General features: G+C 72.3%; 19 protein-coding genes. 6 read left to right on the top strand and 13 right to left on the bottom strand.

From position 1 onward, the window contains the following. Positions 1-199: 199 nt before the first annotated feature. Genes DEJ04_RS13745 through DEJ04_RS13720 form a run of 6 tightly spaced genes read right to left on the bottom strand, consistent with a single transcriptional unit; the run spans position 200 to position 6,619 of the window. Entirely contained in the window at positions 200-1,231 is a 1,032-nt protein-coding gene (locus DEJ04_RS13745; protein WP_111029621.1) for an NAD(P)-dependent alcohol dehydrogenase, read from the bottom strand. Next, on the bottom strand, positions 1,228-2,490 hold the full coding sequence (locus DEJ04_RS13740; protein WP_111047435.1) for an ROK family transcriptional regulator: 1,263 nt from the start codon (positions 2,488-2,490) through the stop codon (positions 1,228-1,230). The genes DEJ04_RS13745 and DEJ04_RS13740 overlap by 4 nt, the downstream gene beginning before the upstream one ends. A gap of 47 nt (positions 2,491-2,537) precedes the next feature. Next, entirely contained in the window at positions 2,538-3,587 is a 1,050-nt protein-coding gene (locus tag DEJ04_RS13735; protein ID WP_111047434.1) for a sugar phosphate isomerase/epimerase, read from the bottom strand. 34 nt (positions 3,588-3,621) lie between these two features. Further along, the gene (locus tag DEJ04_RS13730) at positions 3,622-4,722 is read right to left on the bottom strand and encodes a Gfo/Idh/MocA family protein (protein ID WP_258371387.1); all 1,101 of its coding nucleotides are present in this window, start codon (positions 4,720-4,722) and stop codon (positions 3,622-3,624) included. After that, on the bottom strand, positions 4,719-5,426 hold the full coding sequence (locus DEJ04_RS13725) for a ThuA domain-containing protein (RefSeq protein WP_111047433.1): 708 nt from the start codon (positions 5,424-5,426) through the stop codon (positions 4,719-4,721). Before DEJ04_RS13725 ends, DEJ04_RS13730 begins: the two co-directional genes overlap by 4 nt. After that, positions 5,423-6,619: a Gfo/Idh/MocA family protein gene (locus tag DEJ04_RS13720; protein WP_258371386.1), complete on the bottom strand. Its 1,197-nt coding sequence runs from the start codon at positions 6,617-6,619 to the stop codon at positions 5,423-5,425. The genes DEJ04_RS13725 and DEJ04_RS13720 overlap by 4 nt, the downstream gene beginning before the upstream one ends. Before the next feature lie 97 nt (positions 6,620-6,716). On the opposite strand from DEJ04_RS13720, the gene xylA reads away from it, so the two are divergent. The 3 genes from xylA to DEJ04_RS13705 all read left to right on the top strand — a co-directional run bounded on the left by xylA (position 6,717) and on the right by DEJ04_RS13705 (position 10,519). Further along, entirely contained in the window at positions 6,717-7,910 is a 1,194-nt protein-coding gene (gene xylA / locus DEJ04_RS13715) for a xylose isomerase (protein WP_111047466.1), read from the top strand. Between the two features lie 61 nt (positions 7,911-7,971). Further along, on the top strand, positions 7,972-9,435 hold the full coding sequence (gene xylB, locus DEJ04_RS13710; RefSeq protein ID WP_111047432.1) for a xylulokinase: 1,464 nt from the start codon (positions 7,972-7,974) through the stop codon (positions 9,433-9,435). An 82-nt stretch (positions 9,436-9,517) separates the two neighbouring features. Further along, positions 9,518-10,519: an acetylxylan esterase gene (locus DEJ04_RS13705; protein ID WP_111047431.1), complete on the top strand. Its 1,002-nt coding sequence runs from the start codon at positions 9,518-9,520 to the stop codon at positions 10,517-10,519. Here DEJ04_RS13705 and DEJ04_RS13700 read toward each other — a convergent pair. The 3 genes from DEJ04_RS13700 to DEJ04_RS18480 are packed head-to-tail and all read right to left on the bottom strand — an operon-like array spanning position 10,512 to position 11,843. Then, the gene (locus DEJ04_RS13700) at positions 10,512-10,706 is read right to left on the bottom strand and encodes a hypothetical protein (protein WP_111047430.1); all 195 of its coding nucleotides are present in this window, start codon (positions 10,704-10,706) and stop codon (positions 10,512-10,514) included. The genes DEJ04_RS13705 and DEJ04_RS13700 overlap by 8 nt on opposite strands. Before the next feature lie 10 nt (positions 10,707-10,716). Then, positions 10,717-11,679: a helix-turn-helix transcriptional regulator gene (locus DEJ04_RS18235; RefSeq protein WP_146247598.1), complete on the bottom strand. Its 963-nt coding sequence runs from the start codon at positions 11,677-11,679 to the stop codon at positions 10,717-10,719. Beyond that, positions 11,676-11,843 (bottom strand): hypothetical protein, encoded by a 168-nt coding sequence (locus DEJ04_RS18480; RefSeq protein ID WP_163343324.1) that lies wholly within the window; start codon positions 11,841-11,843, stop codon positions 11,676-11,678. The genes DEJ04_RS18235 and DEJ04_RS18480 overlap by 4 nt, the downstream gene beginning before the upstream one ends. 196 nt (positions 11,844-12,039) lie before the next feature. Between DEJ04_RS18480 and DEJ04_RS13690 the strand changes: the two genes are divergently transcribed. From DEJ04_RS13690 to DEJ04_RS13680, 3 genes are all read left to right on the top strand, one after another. Continuing rightward, complete coding sequence (locus DEJ04_RS13690; RefSeq protein WP_111047429.1) at positions 12,040-12,798, top strand: helix-turn-helix transcriptional regulator; 759 nt, start codon at positions 12,040-12,042, stop codon at positions 12,796-12,798. Positions 12,799-12,904: 106 nt separating this feature from the next. After that, positions 12,905-13,282, top strand: a complete 378-nt coding sequence (locus DEJ04_RS13685) for an ATP-dependent DNA ligase (protein WP_071245963.1) — start codon at positions 12,905-12,907, stop codon at positions 13,280-13,282. Between the two features lie 55 nt (positions 13,283-13,337). Next, positions 13,338-14,363, top strand: coding sequence for a glycosyl hydrolase family 18 protein (locus DEJ04_RS13680; protein ID WP_181437828.1), 1,026 nt, complete (start codon positions 13,338-13,340; stop codon positions 14,361-14,363). Positions 14,364-14,460: 97 nt separating this feature from the next. Here the strand turns inward: DEJ04_RS13680 and DEJ04_RS13675 are convergent, their stop codons facing one another. From DEJ04_RS13675 to DEJ04_RS13660, 4 genes are all read right to left on the bottom strand, one after another. Next, positions 14,461-16,863, bottom strand: coding sequence for a glycoside hydrolase family 3 N-terminal domain-containing protein (locus tag DEJ04_RS13675; RefSeq protein ID WP_375334734.1), 2,403 nt, complete (start codon positions 16,861-16,863; stop codon positions 14,461-14,463). A 119-nt stretch (positions 16,864-16,982) separates the two neighbouring features. After that, complete coding sequence (locus tag DEJ04_RS13670; protein ID WP_017886791.1) at positions 16,983-17,864, bottom strand: carbohydrate ABC transporter permease; 882 nt, start codon at positions 17,862-17,864, stop codon at positions 16,983-16,985. Continuing rightward, the gene (locus DEJ04_RS13665) at positions 17,864-18,886 is read right to left on the bottom strand and encodes a carbohydrate ABC transporter permease (protein ID WP_071405209.1); all 1,023 of its coding nucleotides are present in this window, start codon (positions 18,884-18,886) and stop codon (positions 17,864-17,866) included. The genes DEJ04_RS13670 and DEJ04_RS13665 overlap by 1 nt, the downstream gene beginning before the upstream one ends. Before the next feature lie 2 nt (positions 18,887-18,888). Beyond that, positions 18,889-20,184, bottom strand: coding sequence for an ABC transporter substrate-binding protein (locus DEJ04_RS13660; RefSeq protein ID WP_027464451.1), 1,296 nt, complete (start codon positions 20,182-20,184; stop codon positions 18,889-18,891). Positions 20,185-20,326 lie beyond the last annotated feature (142 nt).

Genomic DNA, 20,326 nt, shown 5'->3' with positions numbered 1-20,326 from the left:
CCAGGCAGCTCAGCCCGCACCATCCGACAAGCCGCGCACCGTGCCGGACGGGAGGACCGGGGCGGCCTGGGCCCGCGCCTCCCGCCCGCACCGTGCATGCGTCGTCACCCGGTGCGAGCTTCCGCGCACCGTGCCCGGCTGCAACGCCGCACCAGGCGCGCAACGCGGCCCGGGCCGGCTCAGCCCGCACCGTGCCCGCTCAGGCCGGGACGCCGCCGGGGTAGACGACGGACTTGAGCGACTCCGGGTCGGTGTCGCTCTCGAGGGCCTCGCGGACGTCGTCGAGCCCGAAGCGGCCGGTGACGAGCGAGTCGAGGTCGACCTGCCCGGACGCGACCAGCTCGATGGCGACCGGCCACGTGTTCGTGTACCGGAAGATCCCGGTGACCGTGACCTCGAGGTTCTGGATGTGCTCGACCGGCAGGGTCATCTCGGAGTTGCCGAGCCCGACCAGCACCGCGGCACCCGCCGGACCGACCGCCTTGATGCCGTCCGACACCGCACGGGGTGCACCGCTGGCGTCGATGAACGCGTCGACGGGGACGATGTCGGACGCGACGGACACGGCGGTGGGGTCGACGACCTCGGTGGCGCCGTACTCCAGGGCCCGCGCACGACGCTCCGGCACCAGGTCGCTGACGACGATGCGCGACGCACCGAAGGCCTTCGCGACCTGGGCGCAGATGATGCCGATGGGACCGGCGCCGGCGATGAGCACCGACGAACCGGGCACGATGCCCGCCTTGCGGACAGCGGCGATGCCCACGGACAGGGGTTCGAGGAGCGCGCCGGCCTCGAACGAGACGGCGTCGGGCAGGACGTGCGCGAACTCGGCCTCGATGGTGACGAACTCGGTGAAGGCCCCGTCGACCGGCGGCGTCGCGTAGAAGCGCATGTGCGGGCAGAGGTTGTAGCGGCCAGCCAGGCACTGCGCGCAGCGGTGGCAGGGGCGCTGCGGCTCGATGGCCACGCGCTCCCCCACGCGGGACGGGTCGACGCCCTCGCCGACGGCCTCGATCGTGCCGGAGAGCTCGTGGCCGAGGACGAGGGGCTCCTCGACGACGAAGTCGCCGATGCGACCGTGGCGGAAGTAGTGCACGTCTGAGCCGCAGACACCCACGGCGGCGACCCGGACGAGCACGTCGCCGGGGTCGACGGCGGGGACGGGGCGGTCCTCGACGGTGAGGTCCTGGGTGCCGAGCAGGACGCTGGTGCGCTGGGTGGAGGTCATGCGGTTCTCGCTTCCTCGGCCGCGTCGTCGCGGCCGGACGTGTGGGTGGTGGAGGGGGCGGCTGCGGGCGCCGCGGACATGGTCGCCGGTGCCGGTGCCGCCGGCATCGTGGCGTCGCGCAGCAGCTCCGCGAAGCCGATCTCGGCGGCGCCACGGACCAGGACGTCGCGGCCGAGTGCCGCCGGGACGATCCGGAGCCGATCGGTCATCGCGGCCATCGTCTGCGCCCGGACGTCGGTCTCGACCCGGTCGCCGACGTGTCCGAGCAGCGCACCGAGGAACCCGCCGAGCACGACGACCTCGGGGTCGACGGTGTGGATGGCGTTCCGCAGTGCGGTCGCGAGTGCGGTGACCTGTCGGTCGACGACCCGCTCGACCTCGGGTCGGCCCTCGGCGAGCGCCGCGGCGAGCGCATCGAGGTCGTCCGGCGGGGTCCCGGTCACCGCGGTGAGGGCGGAGCGTGAGGCCTCGGTCTCCAGGCAGCCGACCGCACCGCAGTGGCAGCGGATCCCGTTCGCCGCGACGAAGGTGTGCCCGAGCTCGCCCGCGTACCCGTCGGCGCCGCTGAAGGGCCGGCCGGCGCTGACGATCCCACCGCCGATGCCGCTCGCGCCGCCGTTCAGGTACACCAGGTCGTCGACGCCGCGGGCGCTGCCGTACAGCCGTTCCGCCCAGGCGCCGAGGTTGGCGTCGTTCGCGGCCCGGACCGGCAGCCCCAGGCGTTCCGCGAGCGGTGCGGCGAGGGGTTCGTCACGCCAGCCGAGGTGCGGGGCGTCGCGCACGGTGCCGTCCTCGACCCGCACGATGCCGGGCACGGCGACGCCGACCCCGACGATCCGGGCCGCCGGTCCGGTGCGGGCAAGGAGTGCTGCGAGGACCCGGGCGACGGCGTCGATCGCCTGCGCCGCGGTGGGCACGGTGGTCTGCGGCTCGACCAGCCGGTCGCGGACGGTGCCGTCGAGGCCGACGAGGGCGACCCCGACGGCGTCGATCTCGACCGTGACCGCGGCGGCGAGGACGTCGGCGGACGCCCGGACGACCCCGCTCGGCCGTCCGACACCGGCACCGGGGGTCCCCGCGGCCGGCGTCTCCTCGTGCACGAGCCCGGCGTCGACGAGTTCCCCGACGAGCGCGAGGATGGTCGAGCGGTTCAGGCCGGTGCGCCGGGTGAGCTCGGCGCGGGTGACGGGGCCGTCCTCGTGGACGAGCCGGAGGACGCGCGCGGCGTTGCCCGGCGTCGCCGTGGGCTGCCGTGCCATGGGTCCTCCTCGGTGGTGGGTGGGGTCCTGCGGTCGTGGTCGGCCGGTCAGCGCGACTGCGAGAACGCGGCGTCGAACGAAGCGTCCGGCGGCGCGATGGTACCGAGCTGCCGGACGAACGCCAGCGCCTCGGGCCCGCCGATGAGCCGGTCCATGCCGGCGTCCTCCCACTCGACGCTGGTCGGTCCGGTGTACCCGATGTGGTTCAGCACGCGGAACACCCGCTCCCACGGCACGTCCCCGTGGCCGGCGGTGACGAAGTCCCACCCGCGCCGGGGGTCGCCCCACGGCAGGTGGGAGGACAGCCGCCCGTTGCGCCCGTCGAGCTGCTTCACCGACTCCTTGCAGTGCACGTGGTACACCCGGTCGGCGAAGTCGAGCAGGAACGCCGCGGGGTCGAGGTCCTGCCAGACGAAGTGCGACGGGTCGAAGTTGAACCCGAACGCCGGCCGGTCGCGGAACACCTCGAGGGTCCGCGCAGCGGTCCAGTAGTCGTAGGCGATCTCGGACGGGTGCACCTCGAGCGCGAACCGGACCCCGACCTCCTCGAAGACGTCGAGGATCGGTGACCAGCGGTCGTGGAAGTCCTGGTACCCGGCGTCGATCATCCCCGGGGGCACGGGCGGGAACCCGGCGACGGTCTTCCAGATCGACGAGCCGGAGAAGCCGGTGACGGTGTCGACGCCGAGCGCCGCAGCGGCACGGGCGGTCCACTGCAGCTCCTCGGCCGCACGCTGCCGCACGCCCTCGGGGTCGCCGTCGCCCCACACGTGCGGCGGGACGATGTCCTCGTGCCGCTGGTCGATGGGGTCGTCGCACACGGCCTGGCCGACCAGGTGGTTGGCGATCGTCCAGACCTGCAGCCCGTTGCGTTCCAGGATCGCCTTGCGCTCGGCAACGTACGAGGGGTCGGTCGCGGCGCGCCGGACGTCCAGGTGGTCACCCCAGCAGGCGATCTCCAGCCCGTCGTACCCCCACTCGCCGGCGAGCCGGGCGACCTCTTCGAAGGGCAGGTCGGCCCACTGTCCGGTGAACAGGGTGACCGGCCTGGAGGCCCGGGTCGTCTCCGTCGTGTCGCTCGCGTCCGTCGTCGTCATCGTCGTCGTCCTTCTTCGCGGTGGTCGGGTTCCGTCACCATGATCCGGGTGCGGACCCGGCGGGGACGGTGGCGGGTCGCTCGACGCGCGAGTGCACGTCGACGACCGAGTGGTCTCGGGCGGCGGCGGAGACCGCCTCCATGACCTCGAGCACGTGGAACGCGAGGTCGCCGGAGGCTCGGTGCGGCCGGTCCGTCGCGATCGCGTGCGCCATGTCGGCGAGGCCGTAACCACGGCCGGCGTCGGCGTACCCGGCGGCGACCGGCAGGTCGCGCCACGAGCGGTCGTCGGCGGTGGCGATCGACACGGTGTCCGAGAACCGGTTCGGGTCCGGGACGCCCAGCGTGCCCGCGGTGCCGTACACCTCGAACAGCGGGGCGCGGGTGGCCCACACCTCGAACGAGACGGTGACGGTGGAGACCACGCCGCCCTCGTGCTCGAGGATCGCGACGACGTGGGTGTCGATGTCGACCGGGATCGACGTGCCGGCGTTCGGCCCGGTGGCGATCGTCCGTGCACGGGTGGAGCGGGTGGCGCTGCCGCTCACCCGGACGACCGGCCCGAAGAACGTGACGAGGCTGGTCAGGTAGTACGGCCCCATGTCGAGGAGCGGTCCGCCGCCCGGCTGGTAGTAGAACGCCGGCGCGGGGTGCCAGAGCTCGTGCCCGGGGGCGCTCCAGGCGACGGCGGCACCGACCGGGGTGCCGATCGCGCCGTCGTCGAGGGCGGCCCGTGCGGTCTGGATGCCGGTACCGAGGACGGTGTCCGGGGCACTGCCGACGCGCAGGCCGGCGGCGCGGGCTGCTTCGAGCACCGGTGCGGCCTCGGCGGTGGACATCGCGAGCGGCTTCTCGCCGTAGACGTGCTTGCCGGCGGCGAGGGCCCGGGTGGCGATGTCGGCGTGCGCGGCCGGGATCGTCAGGTTGAGCACCACGTCGACGTCGTCGGCGGCGAGCAGGTCGTCCACGGTGGTGCCGCGAACGCCCTGTGCCTCACCGACCTGCTGGGCGCGGGCGACGTCGAGGTCGGCGACCGCCACGAGCGACAGCCCGGGCAGCGCCGGGAAGTGCTCGAAGTACTGCTGGCTGATCACGCCCACGCCGACGACGCCGACCCGCAGTGCTCGTTCGTTCACCGTGCTGCCCACAGGAGTCCCCGTTCGATGATGGTGCGGAGTGGCTGCGACTCGACGACCTCGAGGCGGTGCCCTGGTGCGGAGACGAACACGCGGCCTTCGCCCCACTGCCGTGTCCAGATCGCCGGTGCGGTGACCGGGCGGTTCCAGGCGTCGAAGTCGCGCGCGTCCTGGGTGGTGGTCGCGAGGACGTCGTTGTACTCGTCGGACAGCACCCAGTACTGCTCGGTGACGAGGTCGAAGTCCTCGATGCCCTGCGTGATCGGGTGTTCGTGCCCGAGGTCGGTGAGGTGCACCGTGTACGGGATGTAGTTGTCGGACTGTTCCCCGACGCGCTCGTCGGGGTGCTTGCCGGCGTGGTGGGCGAACTGGCCACCGACCATGTGCAGGTAGTCGGCGGTGTTCCGGAACGCGTCCGCGATGCCGCCGTGCCAGCCGGCCAGTCCGGCGCCGCCCAGGACCGCGCGCTGCAGCCCGGCGAACTCGTCGTCGGCGATGGTCGACATCGTGACGACCTGCACGATCAGGTCGACCTCGTCCATGACGGCGGCGTCGGCGTAGACGACCGTCGAGTCCGACACCCGGACCTCGAACCCGTTCTCGCGCAGGAACGGGACGAACAGGTCGGTGGTCTCGACGGGCTGGTGGCCGTCCCACCCGCCGCGGACGACGAGCGCCTGGCGGGTCTGCTCGGCGGCGCTCACGACGTCGCCGTCCAGGTGCTGCCGGCGGCGGCGCTGCGTTCGACCGCGTCGAGGACCCGCTGCACGTGCAGGCCGTCGGCGAACGAGGGCGACGGGTCGGTGCCGGCGACGATCGCGTCGACGAAGTCCTTCACCTGGTGGCTGAAGGTGTGCTCGTACCCGATGAGGTGCCCGGTCGGCCACCACGCGGCCATGTAGGGGTGCTCGGGCTCGGTGACGAGGATGCGGCGGAACCCCTGCTCCCCCGCCGGGGCGTTCGACTCGTACAGCCGGAGCTCGTTCATCGCCTCGAGGTCGAACTGGATCGCGCCCTCGGACCCGCTGATCTCGAGCGTCAGACCGTTCTTCCGCCCGGTCGCGTAGCGCGTGGCCTCGAACGTGCCGATCGCACCGTCGGCCGCGCCGCCACCCAGGCGGGCGGTGAAGAACGCGGCGTCGTCGACGGTGACCTGCCCGCGCTCGCTCGACGCGGTGCCGGAGAGCCCGACCCCCTCGGCCATCAGCGGACGCTCCGTCACGAAGGTCTCGAGCGTGCCGGAGACGGTGGCGAGCGACGCGCCCGTGACGTGCTCGACCAGGTCGATGGCGTGCGCGCCGATGTCACCGAGCGCACCGGAGCCGGCGAGCGACTTGTCGAGGCGCCAGGTCATCGGGCCGTCCTCGTCCGCCAGCCAGTCCTGCAGGTAGAGCGCGCGGACCTGGCGCACGGTGCCGATCCGCCCGTCCTGCACCAGCTGCCGCGCGAACGCGATGGCCGGCACCCGGCGGTAGCTGAACCCGACCATCGCCCGGACACCCTGTGCACGGGCGCTATCGGCGGCGGCGGTCATCGCCTCGGCCTCGGCGACGGTGTTCGCGAGCGGCTTCTCGCACAGGACGTGCTTGCCGGCCTGGAGCGCGGCGATCGCGATCTCGACGTGCGAGGACCCCGGGGACACGACGTCGACGACGTCGATGTCCGGATCGGCGACGACGGCACGCCAGTCGGTGGACGCCGACTGCCAGCCGTACTGCTGCCGAGCGGCCTCGGTGCGTTCGGGATCACGCCCGACGATCACCGCCATCTCCGGCTCGGCTCCGAGGTCGAAGAACCTGGGGGCGGTCCGCCACGCCTGTGAGTGTGCGGCTCCCATGAAGCCGTGCCCCACCATCGCGACCCGCAGTCGTTGCTGCACCGTCGACTCACTTGCCATCCGCTCGCTCCTTTGCGATCACGTGCTTGCCACAGCCAACACTACCGCTTATGTTGGGCGCGGCAACATTTTGTTTCGACGACGAACGGTGACCACCATGGCAACGACGCCCACCCGTGCAGACAAGTTCTCCTTCGGTCTCTGGACCATCGGCTACAACGGCTCCGACCCCTTCGGCGGGCCGACCCGACCCGCCCTCGACGTGGTCGAGGCGGTCGAGAAGCTCGACGAGCTCGGGGCCTACGGCCTGACCTTCCACGACGACGACCTGTTCGCGTTCGGTTCCACCGACGCCGAACGCCAGACCCAGATCGACCGCCTCAAGGGTGCCCTCGAGTCGACCGGGCTCGTCGTGCCAATGGTCACGACGAACCTGTTCTCGGCCCCGGTCTTCAAGGACGGCGGCTTCACCTCGAACGACCGGCAGGTCCGCCGCTTCGCGCTCCGCAAGGTGCTCCGCAACCTCGACCTCGCCGCCGAGCTCGGCGCGTCGACGTTCGTGATGTGGGGTGGCCGCGAAGGCTCCGAGTACGACAGCGCCAAGGACGTGCAGGCAGCGCTCGAGCGGTACCGCGAGGCCGTCAACCTGCTCGCCCAGTACGTCACCGACAAGGGCTACGGCATCCGGTTCGCCATCGAGCCGAAGCCGAACGAGCCCCGCGGCGACATCCTCCTGCCGACCCTCGGCCACGCGATCGCCTTCACCGAGACGCTCGAGCGCCCCGAGCTGTTCGGCATCAACCCCGAGGTCGGCCACGAGCAGATGGCGGGCCTGAACTTCACCGCCGGCATCGCGCAGGCGCTCTACCAGGGCAAGCTCTTCCACATCGACCTCAACGGTCAGCGCGGCATCAAGTACGACCAGGACCTGGTGTTCGGTCACGGCGACCTGCAGAACGCGTTCTCGCTCGTCGACCTGCTCGAGCACGGCGCCCCGCAGGGCGGCCCGGCGTACGACGGCCCGCGCCACTTCGACTACAAGCCGAGCCGCACCGAGGACATCACCGGCGTCTGGGACTCCGCGTCGGCCAACATGCGCATGTACCTGCTCCTCAAGGAGCGTGCGCAGGCGTTCCGTGCCGACCCCGAGGTGCAGGCAGCGCTCGAGGCCTCCAAGGTCGGCGAGCTGTCGACGCCGACGCTGAACGACGGCGAGTCGTACGACACGTTCCTCGCCGACCGTTCCGCCTACGAGGACTTCGACGCCGACGCGTACTTCGGCGGCAAGGGCTTCGGCTTCGTCCGCCTGCAGCAGCTCGCGATGGAGCACCTCATGGGCGCGCGGAATTGAACGCGGACGCGCCAGCGGCCGCATTCTGCGCGCCGAGGCGGCCTGCCGCCGAGGAGAACTGATGGCACTCGTCGCGGGGGTCGACTCGTCGACCCAGTCCTGCAAGGTCACCATCCGTGACGCCGCGACCGGTGCGGTCGTCCGCGAGGGACGCGCGTCCCACCCGGACGGCACCGCCGTCGACCCCCGCCACTGGTGGGACGCGCTCGGTGCCGCCGTCGCGGACGCCGGTGGCCTCGACGACGTCGGTGCCGCCGCGATCGCCGGGCAGCAGCACGGCATGGTCGCGCTCGACGCCGACGGCCGCGTCGTCCGCGACGCCCTGCTCTGGAACGACGTCCGCAGTGCGGACGCGGCCGCGCAGATGGTCGACGAGCTCGGCCAGGAGGCGTGGGTCGCCCGGACGGGGCTGGTGCCGGTCGCGTCGTTCACCGGTACCAAGCTGCGGTGGCTCCGTGACGCGGAGCCCGAGAACGCGGCCCGCGTCGCGGCCGTGGCGCTCCCCCACGACTGGCTGTCGTGGCGGCTCCGCGGGTACGGACCGGCGGACGAGAGCCCGCTCGGCCCCGACCTCGAAGCCCTGGCGACGGATGCGTCCGACGCCAGCGGCACGGGGTACTGGGACCCGGTGCGCCGCGAGTACGACCCGGAGCTGTTCGAGCTCGCGCTCGGGCGGCCGATGCGGCCGGCGTCGATGGGTGACGACGACGCCGTGGTCGTGCCCCGCGTGGTCGCTCCCGACGAGGCGATGGGCACCCTGTCCACCGACGTCGAACTGCCCGGCGGCGCGGTCGCCCGGTCCGGCCTCGTCGTCGGCGCCGGACTCGGCGACAACGCCGGGGCAGCGCTCGGCCTGGGTCTCGGCCCGGGTGACGTCGCGGTGTCCCTCGGCACGAGCGGCACGGTCTTCGGGGTCAGCGACGCCGAGGTGCGTGACCCGAGCGGGACCGTGGCGGGCTTCGCCGACGGGACCGGGTCGCGCCTCCCGATCGTCACGACGCTCAACGCGGCCCGCGTGCTCGAGGTGATCGGCGGCCTGCTCGGCGTCGACCACGACGCACTCGGCGAGCTGGCGCTGCAGGCGCCGGCCGGGGCCGACGGCCTCGTGCTGGTGCCGTACTTCGTCGGCGAGCGCACGCCCAACCGGCCGGACGCGACCGCATCGCTGCTCGGCATGACGCCGGCGACCACCGACCGGGCGCACCTGGCCCGGGCAGCCGTCGAGGGGATGCTCTGCGCCCTCGCCGACGGACTGGCCGCGGTGCAGGACACCGGGGTGACCGTCGAGCGGCTGCTGCTCATCGGCGGCGCTGCGCGGAACCCGGCGGTCCGCGCCGTCGCCGCACAGGTGTTCGGCCGTGACGTCCTGGTGCCGGAGCCCGGCGAGTACGTCGCCGCGGGTGCTGCGAAGCAGGCCGCGTGGGCGCTCACCGGCGCCCTGCCGACGTGGGACACCGCGACGACCACCGTGCCGTCCGACCCGCACCCCGAGGTGCTCGAGCAGTACCGCGCCGCGGCGCGCTGACCGACGCACCGGATCCGACACTCCCCGCCCCCGGCGCCCTCCACCAGGGCGCCGGGGGCATCATCGTCCCCGGAGGACACCCATGCCACTGACCGACCTGCCCCTCGACGCGCTCCGCGCCCACCACTCGGACGTCCGTCGTCCCGCTGACTTCGACGCCTTCTGGGCGGACACGATCGCCGCCGCCCGGACCGCGGGCGAGGGGTTCGAGACGACCCTCGTGCCGGCCGAGACCCCGGTGACCGGGCTCGTCGTCGAGGACCTGACGTTCCCCGGGTTCGCCGGTGACCCGGTGCGGGCGTGGGTCAACCGTCCCGTGACCGACGACCCGGGCGCGCTGCCGGTCGTCGTCGAGTTCCTCGGCTACGGCGGTGGCCGTGGTCGCCCGGGCGAGCGCGTGCACTGGGCCCTCGCCGGGTACGTGCACGTGGTGATGGACACCCGCGGCCAGGGCTCCGGGTGGGCCGGCGGCGACACCCCGGACCCGCACGGCTCCGCACCGCACGCCAGCGGCTGGATGACGAGCGGCATCGGCTCGCCCGCCGACCACTACTACCGCCGCGTCTACACCGACGCCGTGCGGCTCGTCGAGGCGGTGCGCACGCTGCCCGGGATCGACCCCGAGCGCATCGCCCTGACCGGTGGCAGCCAGGGCGGCGGCATCACGATCGCCGCAGCGGCCCTGGTCGAGGCACACGTCGGACCGCTCGTCGCGGTGCTGCCCGACGTGGCGTTCCTGGCCGACTGGCGGAACGGCACCGACGTCGCGGTCGGCGGGCCGTACGTGGAGCTCGCGCAGTACCTCGCCGTCCACCGCGACGCGGCCGGCACCGTGTGGGCGACCGCCGCGTACCTGGACGGGGTCAACCACGCCGCCGGCATCACCGCCCCGGCGCTGTTCTCGGTCGCGCTGATGGACGACGTCGTGCCGCCGCGCACGACCTTCGCCGCGTTCAACGCCCTCGGCTCCACCGACCGCGAGATCGTCGTGTACCCGTACAACGGGCACGAGGGCGGCGGCTTCCGGCACTGGGAGCGTCAGGCGGCGTTCCTGGCGGACCGGCTGCAGCGCTCCGTCAGATGAAGTAGTGGTGCCGGTGGTGGGGGCCGGCGCTCCCGCCACCGACGTCGTAGTGCACGGTGAGGGTCTGCTCCCAGTCGCGTCCGCGGTGGTCGCCCCACTCGAACAGAATGCTGTCCGGCACGACGTCCGGCTGGTGGAGCAGGGCCCGCTCCGCCAGCCCGATCAGCCGCTGGTGTCGGGTACGCACGGATCGGCGCTCAGGTGCTCGTCTGGAGCGTCTTCTTCGGGTACTCGTCGAAGCGCTGGAAGTACGTGCTCGAGAACCGCCCCATGTGGCGGAACCCCCACCGGTGCGCGACCTCGGCCACCGTCGTCTGCGCACAGTCGGCGAGCTGGAGCGCGATCCGGACCCGGTCGAGGCGGACCTGCAGCAGGTACGTCATGGGGCTCACGCCGACGTGCTGCACGAAGTTCTCCTGCAGCGTGCGGGAGCTGACCCCGACGGCCCCGCAGACATCCGCGAGCTGGAGCGGCCGGTCGCAGTGCTCCGCGAGCCAGGCCTGTGCGAGCTGCACGGTGTTCACCGTCCGGCGGACCGGCGATGCGTCGGGTTCGGCGTCCGTCCCGCCGAAGGCCCGCAGCACGGACTCGGCCAGCAGCACCTGTGCCGACAGGTGCCCGCCCGGGTTGCGGTCGGGGTGCAGCGCGTTGACGGCGACCGCATCGATGCGGGCGAGCAGGTGGGACACCTCGGCCTCGGCCGGGCGGGATCGCAGTCGGCCGGCGAAGCGGTGGTCGAACACGACCCCGTTCACGGCGTCGAGGAAGCCGCGGTCGACCCGCAGGACCTGGACGGTCCCCGCCGGCACGAGCAGCGTGAACGGCCGGTCCGTCGGCAGGAGCACCGGCACACCGGGCCGGGTGGGCGCGTCGTCGTCGACCCGCAGGCACCCCGCGGTCGACCACGCCAGCACCGGTGTGCCGTCCGGCGTGAACGAGGCGGCGGTGGTCGTCGACACCGCCGATGACAGCAGTGCGACGTTGTGGTGGCGCACCGTCCGGTGGCGGAACGCGAACCGGTCGGTGGGCGCGAACCGGACGTCGCGACCGTCGTACACGGCACGCACCGTCCGGACGGCGTCCGCGGTGGTCCGGCCGCACCGCTCGGCGGTCCGGGGCGCGTTGCCGACGGCGACCCGCGGGACGGTGTCGCTGCTCACTGGCCCGACCCTCGCCGGGCGCGGAGGTCCGCGAAGGTGAACCGCTCGCGGTCGACGTCGTCCTCGGACTGCACGATCCACCCGCGTCGGGCAGCGCGTGCCCGAGCCCGGTAGGAGGTGATGTGGACCGGGGCGACCCCCGGTGCACGCTCGTAACCACTCATCAGATCCTCCGATCTGTCCCCGTGCCTCCGACCCTGTTCGGAGGGGGACAGTTTGAGTACCTCTTGGACGATAAGCGCCCTCACCGGGGTCCACAATGACCCCCGAACGGGTGCGATCCACATCCGCGCACGCCGGATAACGGCGGCGTCGTGGCGTCGGAGGCCGATCGGCCCGACCGACTCGTACTCTCCACGTATGGACCAGGCACCGACCACGGCGAGTGGTCCCGAGCACGGCGGAGCACGGCTGTCCCGCACCGTGCACGAGGCGCTGCGGTTCGTGCACGCCCACGCCCGCGAAGCGATCTCCGTACCGGACATCGCCGCCGCCGCACACCTGTCGACCCGCGGCCTGCAGAGCGCGTTCCGGCGGGAGCTGCAGACCTCACCCGCGTCGTACCTGCGCGGGGTGCGGCTCGAGGGCGTCCGCCGGGACCTGCTGTCCATGACACCCGCCGACCGTCGCACCATCGCGGACGTCGCCAGGCACTGGCACTTCAGCAACGCCGGCCGGATGGCGGCCGAGTACCGCGCCGCGTTCGGCACCGCACCGTCGGCGGCGCTCCGGTCGTTCGACCCGGAGGACCCGGACCCCCGCGCCACGTCGGACCTCGCCGGGTCCCCGGGCGAAGGATCACGCTTCCGGATCGTGCTCGACTGCGAGGTGGAGGTCGACGACGCCGACGCGACGTTCGCCAGCGCCCTGCGTCGTGCCCAGGGCGACGACCGCCCCTGGCACGGCTACGACCCCGACGGCAGCACGGCCGACGTCGTCGCGTTCCTGCTGGCGAGCGCCGTCCGCGGGGTCGCCGGAGAGACCTCCGGCATCCGGCTGCGTGCGGTCAACCCGATGATGCGGGCGCCGGACGAGCACGGCGGGTACCCGTCCGCCGAGCTCCCGCCGTGGTCGGCACCGGCCGTCCCGCCGCCGGGCATCGGCCCGGAACGGGACTGATCACGCCGTCGATGGACGGAATGCGCCACACTTCGTGGATCCGCGGGAGGATGGACCCCGCGGGCCCGGCACGTGCGGCGGGCCCCGGCAAACGGAAGGCAGCGCCATGGGCCAGCTCATCTACGACTCGCAACCCCTCGAACTCCGCCTCGACGACCGTGCCCTCACGCACCTGCAGATCGTCATCGTGAACCTCATCCGCCGCGGGGAGAGCTTCGTGTTCTCGTGGAAGGACGACCCCGCCGTCGGGGGCGGCCGCAGCAGCATCTGGATCCACCCGTACTGTGGGCTGCACTTCAAGTTCGCCGGCGGCAAGTCCCCGAGCGTGAACCGCTCGTGGCTCGACGAGCTCTACGCCAGCGCGGCGAGCGGCTCCGGCCTCGTCCTGAGCCCGGAACCGACGGACGCCGAGGGGCCGGTCTCCGCCGACGACGTCGCCGGCGCCCCACCGGCACGACCCACCACGACCATCAGCGCCTCCTGACCGGAGCGCTGACGACGCGCCCCGACCGGGCACGAACGACAGGATGCCCCTCCCCGTGACCACCACCCCGCGTCGACGCCGCTCCGCGCTGCTCGCCGCCGCGCTCACCGCAGGACTCGCACTCGCCGGCTGCACGGCCCCGACCGCCGCCCACGCTGATGGGTTCGACGTGACCGGCTTCCAGCCCGAGAACGCCGACACCGCCCTGGTGGACGCGAACGCCGCCGCGATGGACGTGGTCGGCGTCGACGGGCTGCTGGTGAACCGCACGGGCACGAAGGTCACCGCCCCGTCGCGCGCCGCCAAGGCCCAGCGCAACCGGGCGCACGCCAACGGGCTCACCGCGCAGCTGCTCGTCAGCAACTACTCCGAGGCCGACGGGGACTTCAGCGAGCCGATCGCCCGGAAGCTGCTCACCTCGCCCGCGAACCGCGCCCGGGTCGTCAGGTCGCTCGCCGCCGACGTGGCCATGGGCGGCTGGGAATCGGTCATGATCGACCTCGAGGCGCTGACCCCGGCCGAGAAGCCCGGTCTCACCGCCTTCGCCCGGGAGCTCCGGGCCGCCGTCGGCGACGACGTCCGGCTCGACATCGCCCTGTCCGCGTCGACCACCGCCGCCGGGTACGCCCGCCTCGGCTACGACGTCCGCGCCCTCCGCGCCCCGCTCGACCACCTGACGCTCATGGCCTACGACCAGCACGGCCCCTGGGAGCCGGACGCACCCGGCCCGGTCGGATCGCTCGCGTGGTCGTCGAAGGCCGCCCGTGCACTCGCGACCCTCGCTCCCGCCGACCAGATCGTGCTCGGTGTGGCCGGGTACGGCTACCACTGGAAGGGCACGCGCCCGGCCGGTCAGCTGTCCGACGCCCAGGCCCGGCTCCGGGTCCGGAAGGCGGGCGCGACCGCCCGGTGGGACGCGACGGTCGGCGAGTGGACCGCGACCCTGCCGAGCGGTGAGGTGCTCTGGTGGTCCGACGCACGCTCGCTGCGCGAACGGGTCGCCCTGGCACAGCGGCTCGGCCTGACGGGCGTCGCCGTCTGGTCGCTGGACCTGTCCGACCGGATCGAACCGGTCGGGTGATCCCGACCCGCTGACGGACAGGAGGCGCGGTGCGAGCTCGCACCGCGCCTCCTGTCCGTCACCCGGTCACGCCCAGCGCGCGTGGCCCGTCACCAGGTCAGACGAGCGACCACTCCACCAGACGGGGGTCGTCGAGGGCGACCTCGTGCACCGCGCCCGTCACCGCGACGGTGGCGCGCTCCGTGGCGGTGCCGGGGACGGGGTGTCGGACCGGCCCGTCGCCCGAGGCGACGATCCCACCCGCTGCCACCGGGCCTCCCGGCCGGGACGCCGCCGCGTGCGACGCGACCCAGACCTGCACGTCGCCGGGTTCGACCACCTTGCGCATCCGACGGTCGGTGAACGCGAAGCGCTGCACCGGGACGCGGAAGCGGACCCGCGCGGACTCCCCCGCGGCGAGCGCGACCCGCGCGTAGCCGAGGAGCTGCACCTCGGGCCTGGTGACGCTGCCGTGCACGTCGTGCCCGTAGAGCTGCACGACGTCCTCGCCGGCACGGGACCCGGTGTTCCGGACCGTCACCGACGCGGTGAAGACGCCGTCGGAGCGGACGTCCGGGTCGACGACGAGCTCCTCGTAGGCGAAGTCGGTGTAGCCGAGGCCGAAGCCGAACGGCCGCACCGGCGTCGAGTCGGCGGCCGTGACGTCGGACGGACCGCCGAGCCGCGGGTGCAGGTACGTGAACGGCTGCGCACCGGCGGACCGGGGCAGGGACAGCGGCAGGCGGCCCGAGGGCGAGGCCGCGCCGGTCAGCAGGTCGGCGATCGCCAAACCGCCGCCCTCGCCAGGGAAGAACGCCTGCACGACCGCGGCCGGACGCGGCTGGTCGCCGTCGAGCGCCCAGCCGATCGCGTACGGCCGGCCGGTCAGCAGCACCATCACGGTGGGGGTGCCGGTCGCGACGACGGCCTCGACCAGCTCGCGCTGCACGCCGGGCAGGTCGAGCGACTCGGTGTCGTTGCCCTCGCCGACCGTGCCGCGGCCGAAGAGTCCGGCCTGGTCGCCGACGACGACCACCGCGACGTCCGAGTTGACGGCCACGGCGACCGCGTCGGCGAAGCCGGCCCGGTCGTCGCCCGTGACGGCGCAGCCCGCGGCGAAGCGGACCGCCGACGGGCCGAGGGCCAGGGCGACGGCCTCGCGGACGGTCGGGATCGCGAAGCCGAGCGGCAGGTCGGGGTGCGAGGCGAGCACGTGGTTGGCGAACGAGTAGCAGCCCTGCAGGGCCTCGGCGCGGTCGGCGTTCGGGCCGATGACGGCGACGGACGCCCCCGGTGCGAGCGGGAGGACGGGGGTGGCGCTGTCGACGGTGCCACCGTCGGCGGTGCCGCTGTCGGCGGTGCCGCTGTTGGCGCTGCCGCTGTTGGCGCTGCCGCTGTCGTTCGACAGCAGCACGAGCGACTTCGCCGCCAGCTGGCGTGCGAGTGCCTGGTGCAGCGGGGTGTCGAGGTCGATCCCGGTCGGGGCGTCCTCGGCGAACGCGTCCGTCTCGAGCAGGCCGAGCCGCTCCTTCTGCCGGAGCACCCGGAGCACGGCGCGGTCGACGAGTGCCTCGTCCACCTGCCCGCTGCGGACCCGCTCGACCAGCGGCGCGAGGTACGCGTCACCGGTCGGGAGCTCGACGTCGATGCCGGCCTCGAGCGCCAGCGCCGCGGCCTCGCCACGGTCGGCGGCGATGCCGTGCATGACCTCGAGGAACGCCACCGAGAAGTAGTCCGCGACGACCGTGCCGTCGAAGCCGAGCCGGTCGCGGAGCAGGTCGGTGAGCAGCTCGCCGTTCGCCGCGACGGGCACGCCGTCGATCTCGGCGTACGAGTTCATGACGCTCCGGGCGCCGCCGTCGCGCAGCGCCATCTCGAACGGCGGCAGGTAGACGTCGGCGACCTCGCGGGCCCCGGCGTGCACGGGGGCGTGGTTGCGCCCCGCCTGCGACGCCGAGTACCCGAGGAAGTGCTTCAGGGTCGCGTCGACCCCGGCCGACTGCAGCCCACGCACGTACGCGGTGCCGACCGTGCCGACCAGGTACGGGTCCTCGGCGATGCACTCGTCGACCCGCCCCCAACGCGGGTCGCGGATCACGTCGAGCACCGGTGCGAGCCCCTGGTGGACGCCGAGCTGGCGCATGGACGCACCGATCGCGGCGCCGACCTGCTCGACGAGTTCCGGGTCGAACGACGCGCCCCACGCCAGCGGGGTCGGGAAAGTCGCGGCCTTCCACGCGGCGAGCCCGGTCAGGCACTCCTCGTGGACGAGCGCCGGGATCCCGAGCCGGGTCTCGCGCTGCAGCCGGCGCTGTTCGGCCCAGAGCCAGGCGGCACGCTCGTCGGGTTCGACGGGGCGGGTGCCGTAGACGCGGGTGAACTGCCCGATGCCGTCGCGGGTGATGTCCGCCAGGGTGCTGCCCTGCTGCACGGCTGCCATCTCGCCCTGCATGGGGGCGACGACGCCGTTCTGGTCGAGCCAGTACCCGACGAGCTGCGCGACCTTCTCGTCGAGGGTCATCACGGCGAGCAGGGCGTCGGCGCGGGGGCCGGCGGTGGTCGCTGTCTGCGTCGCGTCCGTCGCGCTGTCGGTCTGGAGGCGCGGGTCGCGTCCGGCGGTCTGCGTCGCGTCCGTCGCGGTCACCCCTTCACCGCCCCGGTCAGGCCGCCGACGATGCGGCGCTGGAAGATCGTGAAGAACACGAGCGCCGGGATCATCGACATCGAGGTGAACGCGAGCACCTTGGCGGTGTCGACGGAGTACTGCGACGAGAACGACTGGACCCCGAGCGGCAGCGTGTACGCGGCCTCGTTGTTCAGGATGAACAGCGGCAGGATGTAGCTGTTCCAGCTGGCGATGAACGCCAGGATGCCGACCGTGACGACGCCGGGCAGCGACAGCGGCACGACCATCCGGAAGAAGAACCCGAGACGGCTCGCTCCGTCGATCGACGCGGCCTCCTCGAGCTCGTCGGGGATCGCCCGCAGGAACGGCACCAGGATGATGACGGTGGTCGGCAGCGCGAACGCGATCTGCGGCAGGATCACGCCGGCCAGGCTGTTCGTCAGACCGAGGTCCTTGACGAGCAGGTACAGCGGGGTGATCGCGACGGTGATCGGGAACATCAGGCCCGCGGCGAACAGGGCGTAGAGCGCCCCGCGGCCGGCGAACCGGTAGCGGGCGAGCACGAAGCTCACCATCAGCCCGAGCACGACGACCCCGAGGGTGGTCGTGACGGCGCTGATCGTGGAGTTGCCGAGCTGCTGCCAGAAGATGCCGCTGGACAGCACGGAACCGTAGTTGCCGAACTCGAACGGTGCCGGCAGCCCGGCGGGGCTCGTGGTGATCTGCGAGTTGGTCCGGAAGCCGCCCAGCACGATGTAGAGCACGGGTGCCAGGTTGGCGGCGACGAACAGGATCGCGACGACGTAGGTCAGCGGGTTCGCGCGTCCGATCGCGGCACTGGACCGGCGCTCCCGCACGGCCCGGCGCCCGGGGGCGACGATGCTCGTGGTGGCCATCAGTTCTTCCTCTCGGTGAGTGCACCCGCGGTGTCGCGGCGGAGCACGAAGCGCTGGTAGATCAGGGCGACCACGAGCGAGATCACGAACATCACGACCGCGACGGCGCTGCCGAAGCCGAAGTTGCCCGAGGTCCGGCCGTTGGCGACCATGTACGTCGCCATCGTCGAGGTGCCCGCGGTCGACGCGATGTACTGCCCCCAGATGATGTAGACGAGGTCGAACAGCTGCAGCGAGCCGATGATCGACAGGAACGCCCAGATGCGGATGGTCGGACCGAGCAGCGGCAGCGTGATGCGCCGCTGGATCTGCCAGTAGCCGGCGCCGTCGATCGCGGCGGCCTCGAACAGTTCCTCGGGGATGCTCTGCAGGCCGGCGAGGAACAGGATCACCGCGAAGCCGATGTACTTCCACGAGATGATCACGAGCAGCGTCCAGATGGCGATGTCGGGGTTCGACAGCCAGTCCGCACGGAGCCCGCCCAGGCCGATGCTCTGGAACAGGTCGTTCACGGCGCCGTTCGACTGGAGCATCAGGCTCCACCCGGTGCCGACGATCACCTCGGAGATGACGTACGGCACGAAGACGAGCACGCGGACGAGCCCGCGGCCGTGCATCTTCTGGTTGAGCAGCAGTGCGAGCACGATCGCGATCGGCCCCTGCAGCACCAGCGAGAGCACGACGATGAAGCCGTTGTGCATCAGGACCGCGTGGAACGCCTTGTCCTGGAAGATGATCAGGTAGTTCTGCAGCCCGACGAAGTCGGTGGGCGGGCCGTAGCCCTGCCACTTGAAGAACCCGTAGTAGGCGGCGAGCGCCACGGGCAGGATCACGAACGTGACGAAGACGATGACCGCGGGTCCGGCGAGGACCGCGATCTCGACGCGCTTCCGCCAGTCCGCGATGCGGCGCTTGGTCCGCCGACCGGCGGGGAGCGGCGAACCGCTCCCCGCCGGGGACGTCCCCGCGGCCGTGTCCGAGCCGGTGGCCGGAGTCGTACCGAGCGAGGTGTCGAGGGTCATGCTCAGCCCTTGGCCGCAGCCTGGTTGGTGGTCTCGACGATGTCCTTCGCGCTGCCCTTGTCGGCGAGCAGGTCGACGACGCTGGTGTTCAGCGCGTTGCCGACGTTCTGGCCGTACAGGGTGTCGAGGTACTGCGAGACGAACGGGGCCTCCTGGTAGGCGGCCAGGGCCGTCTTCAGGTAGTCCGAGTCGACGACCGACTGGGCTTCCTTGTTGACCGGGATGGCGTTGAAGGCCTTGTAGTAGCCCTCCTGGTTGTCCTTCTGCACGATGAAGTTCAGGAAGTCGGTGCACGCCTTCTTCGGGGCCTGTGCCGAGCAGGAGTTGCCGTCGACACCACCCATCATCGACTTCGGGTCACCCTTGCCACCGTCGATCGCGGGGAACGGGAACCAGCCGAGGTCGGGCAGCGGCTTGGCGTCCGGCGTCAGCGACGCGATCACGCCCGGGTCCCACGCGCCCATGAGCTCCATGGCGGCCTTGTGGTTGGCGAGGAGACCGGCGGAGCTGCCGGCGCCCTGCTGTGCGGCGGTGGTCAGGAAGCCGTTGTTGAAGGGCTTGGTGGCGTTGAAGTCCTCGAGCTGCTCGCCGGCCTTCGTCCAGCAGGCGTTGTCGAACTTCAGCGACTTCGCCGTGTCCTCGAGGGTCTTCTGGCTGCACTCGCGGAGCGCGAAGTTGTAGTACCAGTGGGCGGCCGGCCAGGCGTCCTTCGCGCCGACGGCGACCGGGTCGATGTCCTTGGCCTTGAGCTTCGTGATCGCGTCGTTCAGCTCGTCCATGGTCGTGGGCGTGCCCTCGATGCCGGCTTCCTTGAACAGGTCCTTCGAGTACCAGATGCCCTCGGGGAGCACCGCGCCCGGCATGGCGTAGGTCTTGCCGTCCTTCTCGTACCCGGCGAACGTGCCCGCGCTGATGGACTTCTTCGCGTCGGCGCTGATGGAGTCGGAGATGTCCATGAGCTGCCCGGCAGCGATCATCGCGTCCATCTTGCCGCCGCCGCGCTGCAGGAACACGTCGGGGGCGTCGCCGGAGTTGAGGGCGGTCTGGAGCTTGCCGTCCAGGTCCTCGTTCTGGATCGCCTGGGTCTTGATGGTGACGTTCGGGTACTTCTCCTCGAACGCCTTGACCGTCGAGGCCCAGTAGGCCTTGCCCGGTCCGGTGGTCGAGTTGTGCCAGAAGGTCATCGTGACCTTCCCGCCGTCCTCGGAGGCATCGCTGCCCGCCGAGCACCCACTGGCCACCAGTGCTGTGGCCCCGATCAGCGCGATGGCTGCCGCGGCACGGATCTTCCTCGTCATCGTGGAACTCCTGAAGTGTCGTCGTTGACATGCGCGACATCGACTGCCGCTGCGGAGAGCATGCCTGCTGCTCCAGGTCCATGTCAATCGATATCGATAACGTTTTCTTTACCGTCCGCATGGTGCCGCAGCGGTACGGTGT

The organism is Curtobacterium sp. MCLR17_044, from assembly GCF_003234435.1.
Taxonomy (GTDB): domain Bacteria; phylum Actinomycetota; class Actinomycetes; order Actinomycetales; family Microbacteriaceae; genus Curtobacterium; species Curtobacterium flaccumfaciens.
This window is presented reverse-complemented; position numbering and strand designations above follow the sequence as displayed.

Coding starts and splice junctions, on each gene's coding strand:
- DEJ04_RS13745 (WP_111029621.1), bottom strand. CDS start 1,231: ATGACCTCCACCCAGCGCACCAGCGTCCTGCTCGGCACCCAGGACCTC.
- DEJ04_RS13740 (WP_111047435.1), bottom strand. CDS start 2,490: ATGGCACGGCAGCCCACGGCGACGCCGGGCAACGCCGCGCGCGTCCTC.
- DEJ04_RS13735 (WP_111047434.1), bottom strand. CDS start 3,587: ATGACGACGACGGACGCGAGCGACACGACGGAGACGACCCGGGCCTCC.
- DEJ04_RS13720 (WP_258371386.1), bottom strand. CDS start 6,619: ATGGCAAGTGAGTCGACGGTGCAGCAACGACTGCGGGTCGCGATGGTG.
- xylA (WP_111047466.1), top strand. CDS start 6,717: ATGGCAACGACGCCCACCCGTGCAGACAAGTTCTCCTTCGGTCTCTGG.
- xylB (WP_111047432.1), top strand. CDS start 7,972: ATGGCACTCGTCGCGGGGGTCGACTCGTCGACCCAGTCCTGCAAGGTC.
- DEJ04_RS13705 (WP_111047431.1), top strand. CDS start 9,518: ATGCCACTGACCGACCTGCCCCTCGACGCGCTCCGCGCCCACCACTCG.
- DEJ04_RS18480 (WP_163343324.1), bottom strand. CDS start 11,843: ATGAGTGGTTACGAGCGTGCACCGGGGGTCGCCCCGGTCCACATCACC.
- DEJ04_RS13690 (WP_111047429.1), top strand. CDS start 12,040: ATGGACCAGGCACCGACCACGGCGAGTGGTCCCGAGCACGGCGGAGCA.
- DEJ04_RS13685 (WP_071245963.1), top strand. CDS start 12,905: ATGGGCCAGCTCATCTACGACTCGCAACCCCTCGAACTCCGCCTCGAC.
- DEJ04_RS13675 (WP_375334734.1), bottom strand. CDS start 16,863: ATGACCCTCGACGAGAAGGTCGCGCAGCTCGTCGGGTACTGGCTCGAC.
- DEJ04_RS13670 (WP_017886791.1), bottom strand. CDS start 17,864: ATGGCCACCACGAGCATCGTCGCCCCCGGGCGCCGGGCCGTGCGGGAG.
- DEJ04_RS13665 (WP_071405209.1), bottom strand. CDS start 18,886: ATGACCCTCGACACCTCGCTCGGTACGACTCCGGCCACCGGCTCGGAC.
- DEJ04_RS13660 (WP_027464451.1), bottom strand. CDS start 20,184: ATGACGAGGAAGATCCGTGCCGCGGCAGCCATCGCGCTGATCGGGGCC.